Below are 11,632 nucleotides of genomic sequence, written 5' to 3'. Positions count from 1 at the left end.
AGATATCTCCACTAAGCCCGGAGGTCCTCCCTTCTCGCAGCAGAACCGTCAACAACGTCTCTGCCGAGTACAGCTAGACCTTCGAGATCACCTTCTCGGCGAACCGTTCCAGGTTGCGAATCTTTTTCTCCAGCGGTTCGGTGTCGGGTCCCTGGATGTAAGGGTAGCGGAAGCCGACGATGGCGTCGGTGACTCCCTTGTCCTCGAGCCGCTTGATGCCGTCCACGGTGTAGGCGTCCATCGAGATGACGTGAATCTCAAAGGTGCCGGTCTTGCCCTCTTCCTCGCGGTACTTCTTGACCTTGGCGATCAGGCGGTCGAGTTCCTCCGGGTCGCTGCCGCCACCGTGCATCCAGCCGTCCAGGCGCGCCGCGCGACGCAGCGCGGCATCGGCGTGGCCGCCGACCAATATCGGAATGGGCTGGGTGGGCGCCGGGCTCATCTTCGTTTTGGGGATGTCGTAGAACTCACCGTGGAACTCGAAATAGTCGCCGGTGGTAAGGCCCTTGACGATCTCGATGCACTCGTCCATCCGCTTGCCGCGCTTGGCGAAAGGGAGGCCCATCAACTCGTAGTCTTCGCGCCACGGGCTGGTGCCGACCCCCAGCCCCAGCCGGTTGCCGGTGAGCACGGCCAACGAACCCGCCTGCTTGGCCGTCAGCGCCGGATGCCGGACGGGCAGCTTGAGCACGAAGAAGTTGAACCGCAGGTTCGTCGTCACCGCACCCAGCGCCGCCGTCAGGACGATGGCCTCGATGATCTCCTTGCCGTCGAGGAACTCGCGGCCGCCGTCCGGCGTGTAGGGGTATTTGGATTCGGATTCGAAGGGGTAGGCGAGGCTGTCGGCGATCGTCATGCTGTGGTAGCCGGCCTCGTCGGCCGCCTTGGCCAGGGGGATGTAATACGAAGGATCGGTCAGTGATTCCGCATAGCTGAACCGCACGTCATCTACCTTCCTTGGGCAAGGGCAAGCCTCACGCCACTAGAACGTGTTCTAGTTTTACCCCGGGCGCGGGCCCGCTGACAACCGCCGCGGCTGCTTAAAGCTGGTTCTCGGGACCGATGACCGCCCAGACCGTCTTGCCGGACGAGGTGGGGGTGCTGCCCCAGGCGCGCGACAACGCGTCGACGATCGCCAGCCCCGAAACGTCGATGCCCTGATCCGGCGAGGGCAACCGCACGGCGGGTGTGCGGCTGCCGTCCGACACGGCGATGGTCGCCGACGCGCCGTCCGTCTCCACCCGCATCAGCGGAACGCTGCTGGTGTGTTCGAGCACGTTCTCGACGAACACGTTGACGACCACCAACGCGACCGGGATGAGCGCGGGTTGGGACCATTCGATCAGCCACTCGCGGACCAGGCGGCGCGACTCGCGCAGGCTGGTGAGGGTGGAGGGCAGTTCGGCATCGGCGTGCCGCACGGTGCGGCGGCTGAGCCGGTCGAGTGCCTTGAGCGCCGACTTCTCGGTCGCGTACACCGGCATGAAACGGGCGACCCCGCTGCGGGTGATCGCCTCGCGGGCGGCGCGATCGGCGCAGACCAGCAGGATCGGGACGTCTGGCCCGGTGTGTACCTGCCAGCGCACCCCGAGGAGGCTCGGCCAGGTGGCCTTGGTGGGCGCTTGCAGCCCGGAGACATTGACGATCACGGCGGACGGCTCGTCGAGCGTGACCTTCATGATGATGTCGCGCAGCGCCGCGGAGCTGCTGCCGTCGAGCACGCCTTCGACCGTGAGGACGACGACCGACTGATCGGTCCGCGCTGCAACGGCCAGGGAGCTCGGCGACTCGGCTACCGCGCTCACGTCAGCCACCCCTTTCCTGTCAGGGCTTCATCCTCGCCGATGGCCCGCGGGGCCGTGTCATTCGAACGTGCGTGTCTCCCTAGCAATGTAGGCACACGCATTCCCAACTTGGAAGAAAAAGATTGCGACTTCGGCTCCCGGCCGCGTTCCATACCCCGCTCCTCGAATTCCCGCCCTGCTCATCCGTTGAGAACCCGCCCCCTCGGCGGCAAACCCACCCAACCCCCACATGGGTGAGGCGGACCCGCTGCAGGCGGAACGGCACCGAGATGCCGGTCACCCGTTACGCCTGCGTCGCCAACCACCCTTAGCGAAGAAATCAGACTTGCCGGTTACCCACAGGCAACAGCCGGAAAACCCGCGCCCACCGGGCCGTGCAGCAAACCGGGCGTCAGCTCAACGCGTAGGGCGGAGCGCCGACCCCGGCGACCGTGTGCGTGCCCCACGGCGTCTGTTCGACGATGCGCGCCGGCGCGCTGCGCTCGCCGACGGTCAGCGTGGCGGTGCCAGCCCGCCTGATCGCCTCGTCGGGCAGGGGCTGCGCCGCGGACCCGGAAACCGTGCCCTGCCAGTGGTAACGGCCGTCCAGCGGGTCCAGCCGGCCGGCGAGCCGGACGCGCACGGGATGGTCGGCGCCGGCGATCGTCAGCGTCGCCGCGCCCTCGTAGGTCGCCTCGGCCCCGGGCGCGGCGGATGACACGTCGAAGGCCTTGCCGATCGCGGCCATCGGTTGGGGCTCGGCGGGCCGGAGGTAGACGCGCGCATTGAACACCCGGTAACTGCTGTAGCGCACTTCGATGCGGGTGCTGGCGGTGCGTTGCATCAGCTCGACGCACGCCGCGACGCAGCGCGCCTGCGCGCCGACCGCTGCTTCGTCCGGGCCGCCGACGAAGAAGTAGTTGGGGAAGCCGTGCAGGGCCACCCCGAGGTAGGGCTCCATCCCGTCGTCCCACGCCTGACGGGCGGTCAATCCGCCCGCACCGACGAGGGTCTCGTCCGAGACGGCTTCGGCGACCGCGAACCCGGTGCCGTACACGATGGCGTCGGCGCGGTGCTCGGCCCCGTCCGCGGTGCGGATGCCCGACGGGGTGATCGCGGTGATCGCCGAGCGCACCAGCGCGGGCCGCGGTCGTGCGTCGGCGGCCGGGTTGATGCGGCTGCGCAGAAAGCGCCGGGCGCGGGTCGTGGGCAATGGCAACTCGTCGACGATCCGGCGCGGCGGGTGCGCGAAGACCGTCACCGAGGCCGCCGATTTCGTCAGGGCCGGGACGTGGTGACCGGCGGTGGCGTCGGCGCCGACCACCGCGACGCGCTTGCCCGCCGGGTCGAAATCGTGCCGCCACTGCGCGGCGTGGAAGGACTCACCCTCGAAGGCGTCGCGCCCGGCGAGGTCGGGCAGCCACGGGACCTGCACCGGTCGATAAGCGGCGATGACGACGCGGGCCCGGACCGTCTCGCCACCGGCCGTCGCCAGCAGCCAGCTGTCGGTGGCGTGGTCGAAGCGTGCGCCGAGGACCTCGCGGCCGTGCGCCTTGTCGAGCATCACGACGTCGGAGACGCCCCGCAGTGCCGCTCGCGCCTTCTGGCCGTCGGCGCCCGCGCCGACGACGACTACTTGGTGGCAAAAATCGGTGGGGGCGGGCGGCCGGGTCACAGAAACCTGCTGCGTTTCCAGCCGCGGCGCGCAATCGGACCCAGCAGGCCGACCTCGGTCAAAAACGCGGCCAGCGGGGCGAAGCCGGCAACCTGCGTCTCGCGGCGGTGGGCGCTGGCCCGCGCGGTCTTTCGTGCGCGCTTCGCGTCCAGGCCCGCGCGCGCGTACGGGATCGGGTTGCTGAACAGATAGTTGAAGAAGTAGCCGCCCAGCCCGTTGATGTTGGCCATGAACCAGCGGTTGAGCCGTGGCATCTCCGCGGCACGCTTGCGCGCCCCGTCGCGAGCGAACTGGATGTGCCGGGCCTCCTCGGTGACGTGAATCCGCATGAGCCGCTGAATGATTGGCTGCAGCTCGGGGTCATCCATCATCTGCCGTTGCAGCGAGTCGAAGATCTCCTCGCCGATGAGGGCCGCGATCCACAGCATCGAGCCGCGCTGAAACGCCAGCGGCAGCGCGTTGATGATCCACCGGTGAAACCGCCGGGGCCGCACCGGCTTTGCGCCGATGCGTTCGATGGCCTTGCCGAACATGACCATGTGGCGGGTCTCGTCGCCGAGCTCGGTCAGCTTGTAGTGCGTCGAGCGGCTGGTCGGGTCCTCGTGCAGGATGGTCCGCAGCAGCGACTGGTTGAGCATGTTCTCGAACCAGATCCCGGCCGAGAGGGTGTTGACCAGTTCCTGGCGGGACAGCTCGATCTGTTGCTCGCGGGTCATCTCGTCCCACATCGGCGTCCCGTACAGCGACACCAGCCGCGGCGGCAGATAAAACTTGTCCGGATCCAGCGGGGCGTCCCAGTCGATGTCGACGACGGGCTCGTAGGACTTTTTGACCGAGCCTTTCAGCAACCGGTCCGAGAACTCCTCACGACTCGGCCCACTTGGCTTCACGACAGTCGTCACGGCGCTGGCGTCCCTTCATTGGGTGCTTCAGACTTCAGACGGTACCCATGGTACTGGGTACTTGGGGTCCCGGCTAGGCATTCGAGGTCTCGATTCGGCACTCTGATTTAACCAACAAGGAGGGTTTCTTGGGTCGGCATATACACGTGATCGGCATCGGGGCCGGCGATCCCGACTACGTGACGATCCAGGCGATCGAAGCGCTGAATGACACCCAGGTCTTCTTCGCGATGGACAAGGGGGAGGCCAAAAACGATTTGGTGGCGCTGCGGCGAGAGATCTGCGCGCGGTTCATCCGGGAGCCCGGGTATCGCTTCGTGGAGCTGCCAGACCCGAAACGCTCGACCGGCCCCGGCTACCGCGAGGCCGTCTCGGATTGGCACGCCGCGCGGGCGCGCGTCTGGGCGGACGCCATCGCCGCCGAGCTCGGTCCCGACGGCGTGGGCGCCTTCCTGGCGTGGGGCGACCCGGCGCTGTACGACAGCACCCTGCGGATCCTGGCCGAGGTCGCGGCCGAAGTCGAGTTCACCTTCGACGTCATTCCCGGAATCACCGCGGTGCAGGCGCTGAGCGCGCGCCACCGCATCCCGCTCAACGAGGTCGGCGAGCCGGTCCTGATCACCACCGGTCGCCAGCTGCGCGAGCACGGGGTGACGGGGTCGGCCGTCGTGATGCTGGATGCCGAGTGTTCGTTTCGGGCCTGCCCGCCCGAGACCGCGATCTGGTGGGGCGCCTATCTCGGCACGGCCGACGAACTGCTGGTGGCGGGCACGGTCGGCGAGGTCGGCGCCCGCATCGCGGCGCTGCGGACCGAAGCCCGCACCCGCCACGGCTGGATCATGGACACCTACCTGTTGCGGGCGCCGGGGGCGTCCTAGTCGCGGAGGCGTGTGCTCGTCGACCACCCGAAGCTGGTACCGGGCATCGCCGCTCTGGCTCCTGCCCGACACATAGCAACTCAGCTCCGCTGAGCAAACGGTTAATCGCCAATGGCCGGCGACGGCGGCAACGGCGCACGCGGTGGCGACGGCGGCAATGGCGGCTATCTCTTCGGTAACGGCGGCCACGACGGCACCGGCGGCAACAGCGGCAACGGCGGGAAGATTTTCGGCCAGCCCGGCAGCGGCGGGCATGGCCTATCAGCCGACGCTATGTAGCCCGGACGCGAATGGACACCCCGCGCCGCTGATCGGCAGACTGAACCTGTGCCCGAACTGCCCGAAATCGAAGCACTGGTCGACCATCTGCGGCGCCACGCGGTCGGTACGACGGTGGGGCGCGTCGACGTGGGCGCGCTGTCCGTGCTGAAAACCTACGATCCGCCGGTCACCGCCCTGCACGGCCAGGCCGTTACGGGGGCCCAGCGGTGGGGCAAGTACCTCGGCCTGCAGGCCGGGCCGCTGTCTTTGATCGCGCACCTGTCGCGCGCCGGCTGGTTGCGGTGGTCCGACAAGCTGGCCGCGGCGCCGCTGCGCCCCGGCAAAGGCCCGATCGCGTTGCGCGTGCACCTCGGCACGCCCGGCGAGGCGCCCGGCTTCGACCTCACCGAGGCCGGCACCCAGAAGCGGCTGGCGGTGTGGCTCGTCGACGACCCACAGCTGGTGCCCGGCATCGCCGCCCTGGGCCCCGACGCGCTGGAGCTGGACCCCCGGGACCTGGCCGGGCTGCTGGCCGGAAACACCGGGCGGATCAAGACCGTGATCACCGACCAGAAGGTGATCGCCGGCATCGGCAACGCCTACAGCGACGAAATCCTGCACGTCGCCAAGATCTCGCCGTTCGCCACCGCGGGCAAGCTGTCCGACGAACAGCTCACCGCCCTGCACGACGCGATGATCTCGGTGCTGACCGACGCGGTGCGCCGGTCCGTCGGCCAGGGCGCCGCGACGCTCAAAGGGGAGAAGCGCTCCGGGTTGCGGGTGCATGCGCGCACCGGGCTGCCGTGCCCGGTGTGCGGGGACACCGTGCGCGAGGTGTCGTTCGCGGACAAGTCTTTTCAGTACTGTCCGACCTGCCAGACCGGCGGCAAGGTGCTCGCCGACCGGCGCCTGTCCCGGCTGCTCAAATAGTCGGCCGACGGCGACCTGACACCTGCCGATATGCTGCCCGGGTGACTCGCCAGAAGATCCTCATCACGGGCGCCAGTTCCGGTCTGGGCGCCGGGATGGCGCGTTCCTTCGCCGCCAAGGGCCGCGACCTGGCGCTGTGCGCCCGACGCACCGACCGGCTCGACGAGCTGAAAGCCGAACTGACGCAACGGTATCCAGGAATCAAGATCGCCGTGGCGGCGCTGGACGTCAACGACCATGAGCAGGTGCCGAAGGTGTTCGCCGAGCTCCGCGACGAGCTGGGCGGGGTCGATCGCATCGTCGTCAACGCCGGCATCGGCAAGGGCGCGAAGCTGGGCTCCGGCAAGCTCTGGGCGAACAAGGCGACGATCGAGACCAACCTGGTGTCGGCGCTGGTGCAGATCGAAACGGCGCTGGAGATGTTCACCGCCAGCGGTTCCGGGCATCTGGTGCTCATCTCCTCGGTGCTGGGCAACAAGGGCGTGCCGGGGGTCAAAGCCGCCTACTGCGCAAGCAAAGCCGGACTGACCTCCCTGGGCCAATCGCTACGCGCCGAGTACGCGCGAGGCCCCATCAAGGTCACGGCGATCGAACCCGGGTACATCGAATCGGAGATGACGGCGAAGTCGGCGAGCACGATGTTGATGGTGGACAACGAGACCGGCGTCAAGGCGTTGGTCGAGGCGATCGAGCGGGAGCCCGGCCGGGCCGTGGTGCCGCGCTGGCCATGGGCGCCGCTGGTGCTGTTGCTGCGCGTGTTGCCGCCACCGCTGACCAAGCGCTTCGCCTAGCGGGCGAGCCGTCAGACCGGAACCGGTGTGTAATGCGCTGCGTCGGTGGTGAATTCGGGCTTGCCGTAGGTCGCCAGCCGCAGTTTGAGCAGCCCGATGACGTAGGCGTCGGTGACCTCGCGCAGCATCGGGATGCGGCTGGCCTGACTCACGACGTTGAAGCGCCCGATGATGAAGGGCGCGGTCAGCGCGACCCACAGGAGATCCGTCGTCCCGAGTGAGACGCCCATGGCCTCGGCGATTTCGCGGTCACCACCGCAGAACGTGCGGACGAACGTGAGCTTGCTGAAACTCCTCTCGACGGCCTCGGCGCACCGGTCGAACAGGGTGGTGTCGGGGCGCAGGTAGGCCGCCATCGTGCCGCTGACGAGTTCGCGGCAGATGTCGTCGAATCCGTCGCGCAGCAGCGCCGAGCGGGCGTGCATGACGTGCATGATGTCGGCGGGTTCGGAGGGCAGCAGCTCCTCCGGCAGACCGAGCAAAAAGCAGCGGTACCTGGCGAATTCGACGACGGCGCGCTCTTCTTTGGTGAACTTCGTCCGGCCCTGCTGACGCGCCTTGCGCGCCAACAGGTACTGGCCGATCATGCCGGCGGGCATCTGGTCGACCTGCGGGACCGGCATCCCGTAGACGGCGGCGTCCCATTTGTCGGATTTCTTCAGGGCGTTGTAGCGGACCATCGAGTGCATCAACCGGACCATCGCGGCGGCCTCGAAACCGGGACCGTAGCGGTCCAGCGCGCCGGGCAGGGTGGTGACGGCGAAGAAGCTCGCCGTCTCGTTGACCCGCCGGGCGGCCCGCTTGCCCGACAGCGCGCCGGTCAGGGCCATCGGCAGCGCGGCGTAGGTATTCGTGAAGGTCGCGATGAATGCCCCCCGCGTGATGAACGGGGCCAGCAGCGCCGCGGGGATGCGCTCCTGGCGCGCGCCCTCGCGGACCAGGTCGAAGTCGATCCACTCCGGGGCGGCCTCCATGGCGGCGATGAACGCGGCCAGCTCGGGGGGCGCGTCGGCCACCGCCTCGATTCCCTCGCGGCAGGCCGTCTTGAGCATGTCGATCAGTTCCGAGACGCTGCGCGAATTCATCAGCGCCGCATAGGGATCGGCGACGACGTCGCCCAGCAGGGTGGCTGTGCTGATCAACTCCATCACGCGGTCGTCCTCGAGGATCGGCGCGCGGTCGGCGACCCAGGCCGGCAGGGCGGAGTCCACGTTGGGCTCGGTGGCCAGGCGAACCGGCTGCCGGTCGAAGTCGAAGTTCCCGTAGAGGTCGGGCTGCAGATCCCGCTGGCTTCGGACGCGCCGCGCCAGCTCGGGGTAGTACGTGACCATCACAACCTCCCGGCTAACTAACAGTTAGTGAGTAATACTCACAACTTGTTAGTTATGCTGTCAAGCATGAGTGCGGCCAACCCCAAGCGGCGCATGACCGCCGAGGGCCGGCGCGAGCAGATCCTCGACGTCACGCACACCGTCGTCGACGCCGAAGGGTTCCACGCGGCCACGCCGAACCGCATCGCACGCCAGGCCGGCATCAATCGGTCGCTGATCTATCAGCTGTTCGGCGACCCGGCGGGGCTGTTCGTCGCGCTGATCGACCGCGAGGCGGCGCGGGCCGGGGCGCAATTCGCCGAAGCGATCTCCGGGCTGGACGCCGTCGCCGAGGACCAGGCGCTGGTGGTCGCGTTCGATGGCGTGCTGGCCGCCGTCGACGCTCACCCGGCGACGTGGCGGTTGTTCCTGTTCCCACCGCAGGGCGCCCCACCGCAGCTGTACGCGCGCCTGGCGCAATCGCAGGCCGTCGTGCTCGAGTTCTTCGTCCGGGAACTGCTGCGCGCCAATCCCGCGCTGCACGAGCCCGAATACACCGCGCGGATCCTGCACGCCGCGGGCCGCGAACTGCTCCAGCTGCACCTCAGTGATCCGCGGACCGCGTCGGTGGAGCGCCTTCGCACATTCGTGCGGCGACTCGGTTCCGACCTCGTCGTCGCAGCGCGGTGACGCGTCGGCCCGCGAAAACTCAGGCCGTGCGGCCTCTTTCGGCCCGGTAGCGGCGGACCAGCGCGTCGGTGGAGCTGTCCGACTGGGGCGGCGGCGAGGCGTCGGACGTGATCACCGGCAGCAGCGCTTTGGCCTGCGTTTTGCCCAGCTCCACGCCCCACTGGTCGAACGAGTCGATGCCCCAGATCACTCCCTCGGTGAAGACCTGATGCTCGTACAGCGCGATGAGCTGGCCGACCACCGACGGGGTGAGCCGGTCGGCCAGGATCGACGTCGACGGGCGGTTACCCGGCATCACCTTGTGCGGCACGATGTCCGCCGGCGTGCCCTCGGCGGCGATCTCCTCGGCGGTCTTGCCGAACGCCAGCACCTGGGTCTGGGCGAAGAAGTTGCTCATCAACAGGTCGTGCATGCTGCCGGTGCCCTCGACGGTGGGCAGGTCGTCGATGGGTTGGGAAAAGCCGATGAAGTCGGCCGGCACCAGCCGGGTGCCCTGGTGCAGCAACTGGTAGAAGGCGTGCTGGCCGTTGGTTCCCGGTTCGCCCCAAAAGATTTCGCCGGTGTCGGTGGTGACCGGCGTGCCGTCGGCGCGCGTCGACTTGCCGTTGGATTCCATGGTCAGCTGCTGCAGGTACGCGGCAAAACGCGCCAGGTCGTTCGAATACGGCAGCACGGCGCGCGATTGGGCGCCCATGAAGTTGGAGTACCACAGCCCGATCAGGCCGAGCAGCACCGGCGCATTGGACTCCAGCGGGGCGGTCTGGAAATGCCGGTCCACCAAATGGAATCCGGACAGGAAATCGGCGAAGGCCTCCTTGCCGATGGCGGCCATCACCGACAGGCCGATCGCCGAATCCACCGAGTACCGCCCGCCAACCCAATCCCAGAACCCGAACATGTTGTCGGTATTGATGCCGAAGTCGTCCACCAGGCGCTTGTTGGTGGAGACCGCCACGAAGTGCTTGGACACCGCGGCGTCCCCGAGCGCGTCGGTCAGCCAGCGGCGCGCTGCCGTCGCGTTGGTCAGCGTCTCGAGGGTGGAGAAGGTCTTCGACGCTACGATGAAAAGCGTTGTGGCCGGATCCAAGTCGGCCAGTGTGGCGATCAGGTCGGCCGGGTCGACGTTGGAGACGAAGCGGGCCGAGATGCCGGCGTCGGCGTAGTGGCGCAGCGCCTGGTAGACCATCACCGGACCCAGGTCCGAGCCGCCGATGCCGATGTTGACCACGGTGCTGATTCGCTTTCCGGTGGCGCCGGTCCATTCACCGCTGCGCAGCCGGTCGGTGAAGTCGCCCATCCGGTCCAGCACCTCGTGCACGTCCTCGACGACGTTGCGGCCGTCGACTGTCAGCTCGGTGTCCCGCGGCAGCCGCAGCGCGGTGTGCAAGACGGCACGGTCCTCGGAGGTGTTGATGTGAGCGCCGGAGAACATCTGGTCGCGGCGCTCTTCGAGGTTCGCCGCGCGGGCCAGGTCCACGAGCAGCCGCAGCGTCTCCCGGGTGACGCGGTGCTTGCTGTAGTCGATGTAGAGGTCGCCGACCGTGACGGTGAGCTCGCGGCCGCGATCGGGATCCTCGTCGAAGAACTGCCGAAGGTGCGTCTGGCCGATTTGTTCGTGATGCCTGCGCAGGGCGTCCCACGCCGGGGTGGCGGTGATGTCGGGGATGGTTTGCACGGAGGACATGTTTCCGACAGTAATGCCGCCCGGCGCGGCCCGGTGACCCGCGCTCAGTGGCCGAGCCGGCCCCTGCCCAGCCGCAACAGCAGCATCGCCAGATCCTTGCCGTCGGGACCGAGCTCGCTGTAGCGCTCGATGACTTTCATCTCGCGGCTGTGCACCAGCCGGGTACCGCCGGACGCCATGCGCACCTTGCCGATCGCCCGGGACACCTCGGCCCGCCGCTTCACCGCGGCGAGGATCTCGGCGTCCAGCCGGTCGATCTCCTGGCGCAACTTGTCAATGTCGTCGGTCTCCTGGGACTCGACCATCTCGATGTTCATGTCGGCTAGCTCCGCGTTCTCTTGATGTGGGGGTTCTGGTCTCATCCGTTATCGGGCCTCACAAAAGAGACGAGCCCCGAATCCGGAAGCGGACCACGGGGCTCTGCGAAAGCAGCTACACCACGGGCACCGCTGGCCGGTACCCGTAGAAAAATCGGCCGCTGCCTGAGAGCTGCCGACGGCGCCGCTTGGTGAGCACCCATCGAGTGTGCCACCAAAGGCCGCGACCGCGCAAAAAAACGGGCCGCGCCGCCGTCCTTGGCGATGCCAGCTTATGCGGTGGTGGATACTGCCGGCGCGACTTTTCTTTAGCTATTTCGTCGCCCGGAAATTGATTTCCGCGAAATGCGCACAACGCCGTCCCGACAACCGTAGGCTGCAATTGATTCGGGCATATCGGGAAGGACTGT

12 protein-coding genes and 1 pseudogene are annotated in these 11,632 nt (G+C 68.0%); 6 read left to right on the top strand and 7 right to left on the bottom strand.

What is annotated here, in order from left to right; translation table 11 throughout:
• Nucleotides 1–73: 73 nt before the first annotated feature.
• The 4 genes from BST11_RS08415 to BST11_RS08400 all read right to left on the bottom strand — a co-directional run bounded on the left by BST11_RS08415 (nucleotide 74) and on the right by BST11_RS08400 (nucleotide 4,361).
• Complete coding sequence (locus tag BST11_RS08415; RefSeq protein ID WP_083137458.1) at nucleotides 74–943, bottom strand: TIGR03619 family F420-dependent LLM class oxidoreductase; 870 nt, start codon at nucleotides 941–943, stop codon at nucleotides 74–76.
• 97 nt (nucleotides 944–1,040) lie between these two features.
• The gene (locus tag BST11_RS08410) at nucleotides 1,041–1,814 is read right to left on the bottom strand and encodes an STAS domain-containing protein (protein ID WP_244897572.1); all 774 of its coding nucleotides are present in this window, start codon (nucleotides 1,812–1,814) and stop codon (nucleotides 1,041–1,043) included.
• 382 nt (nucleotides 1,815–2,196) lie between these two features.
• Complete coding sequence (locus BST11_RS08405) at nucleotides 2,197–3,459, bottom strand: DUF4873 domain-containing protein (RefSeq protein WP_244897571.1); 1,263 nt, start codon at nucleotides 3,457–3,459, stop codon at nucleotides 2,197–2,199.
• Nucleotides 3,456–4,361 carry an AurF N-oxygenase family protein gene (locus tag BST11_RS08400; protein ID WP_067322941.1) on the bottom strand — a complete coding sequence of 302 codons (906 nt, stop codon included), beginning with the start codon at nucleotides 4,359–4,361 and terminating at the stop codon, nucleotides 3,456–3,458. Before BST11_RS08400 ends, BST11_RS08405 begins: the two co-directional genes overlap by 4 nt.
• Before the next feature lie 128 nt (nucleotides 4,362–4,489).
• On the opposite strand from BST11_RS08400, the gene cobF reads away from it, so the two are divergent.
• The 5 genes and pseudogenes from cobF (at nucleotide 4,490) to BST11_RS08385 (ending at nucleotide 7,221) form a co-directional block, all read left to right on the top strand.
• A complete protein-coding gene (gene cobF / locus BST11_RS08395) occupies nucleotides 4,490–5,239 on the top strand; it encodes a precorrin-6A synthase (deacetylating) (RefSeq protein ID WP_083137457.1) in 750 nt (249 codons plus the stop codon).
• Between the two features lie 111 nt (nucleotides 5,240–5,350).
• Nucleotides 5,351–5,518: a hypothetical protein gene (locus BST11_RS27570; protein ID WP_158086773.1), complete on the top strand. Its 168-nt coding sequence runs from the start codon at nucleotides 5,351–5,353 to the stop codon at nucleotides 5,516–5,518.
• 48 nt (nucleotides 5,519–5,566) lie between these two features.
• Nucleotides 5,567–5,809: pseudogene (locus tag BST11_RS28425) on the top strand (DNA-formamidopyrimidine glycosylase family protein); the annotation flags it as partial.
• 150 nt (nucleotides 5,810–5,959) lie between these two features.
• Nucleotides 5,960–6,430, top strand: coding sequence for a zinc finger domain-containing protein (locus BST11_RS28420; RefSeq protein WP_244897573.1), 471 nt, complete (start codon nucleotides 5,960–5,962; stop codon nucleotides 6,428–6,430).
• Between the two features lie 41 nt (nucleotides 6,431–6,471).
• The gene (locus BST11_RS08385) at nucleotides 6,472–7,221 is read left to right on the top strand and encodes an SDR family oxidoreductase (protein WP_083137455.1); all 750 of its coding nucleotides are present in this window, start codon (nucleotides 6,472–6,474) and stop codon (nucleotides 7,219–7,221) included.
• A gap of 11 nt (nucleotides 7,222–7,232) precedes the next feature.
• Here the strand turns inward: BST11_RS08385 and BST11_RS08380 are convergent, their stop codons facing one another.
• Nucleotides 7,233–8,552 carry an oxygenase MpaB family protein gene (locus BST11_RS08380; protein ID WP_083137454.1) on the bottom strand — a complete coding sequence of 440 codons (1,320 nt, stop codon included), beginning with the start codon at nucleotides 8,550–8,552 and terminating at the stop codon, nucleotides 7,233–7,235.
• A 93-nt stretch (nucleotides 8,553–8,645) separates the two neighbouring features.
• On the opposite strand from BST11_RS08380, the gene BST11_RS08375 reads away from it, so the two are divergent.
• A complete protein-coding gene (locus BST11_RS08375; protein WP_169834892.1) occupies nucleotides 8,646–9,221 on the top strand; it encodes a TetR/AcrR family transcriptional regulator in 576 nt (191 codons plus the stop codon).
• 19 nt (nucleotides 9,222–9,240) lie between these two features.
• Here BST11_RS08375 and pgi read toward each other — a convergent pair whose 3' ends face one another.
• Both pgi and BST11_RS08365 read right to left on the bottom strand, forming a co-directional pair.
• Nucleotides 9,241–10,905, bottom strand: a complete 1,665-nt coding sequence (gene pgi / locus BST11_RS08370; protein WP_083137452.1) for a glucose-6-phosphate isomerase — start codon at nucleotides 10,903–10,905, stop codon at nucleotides 9,241–9,243.
• A 44-nt stretch (nucleotides 10,906–10,949) separates the two neighbouring features.
• The gene (locus BST11_RS08365; RefSeq protein ID WP_083137451.1) at nucleotides 10,950–11,267 is read right to left on the bottom strand and encodes a chorismate mutase; all 318 of its coding nucleotides are present in this window, start codon (nucleotides 11,265–11,267) and stop codon (nucleotides 10,950–10,952) included.
• Between the last annotated feature and the right edge of the window lie 365 nt (nucleotides 11,268–11,632).

The organism is Mycobacterium alsense (assembly GCF_002086635.1).
In the GTDB taxonomy this organism is placed as follows: Bacteria; Actinomycetota; Actinomycetes; order Mycobacteriales; family Mycobacteriaceae; genus Mycobacterium; species Mycobacterium alsense.
Note: the sequence above shows the minus strand (reverse complement) of the source record. Positions and strands in the feature narration are given on the sequence as shown.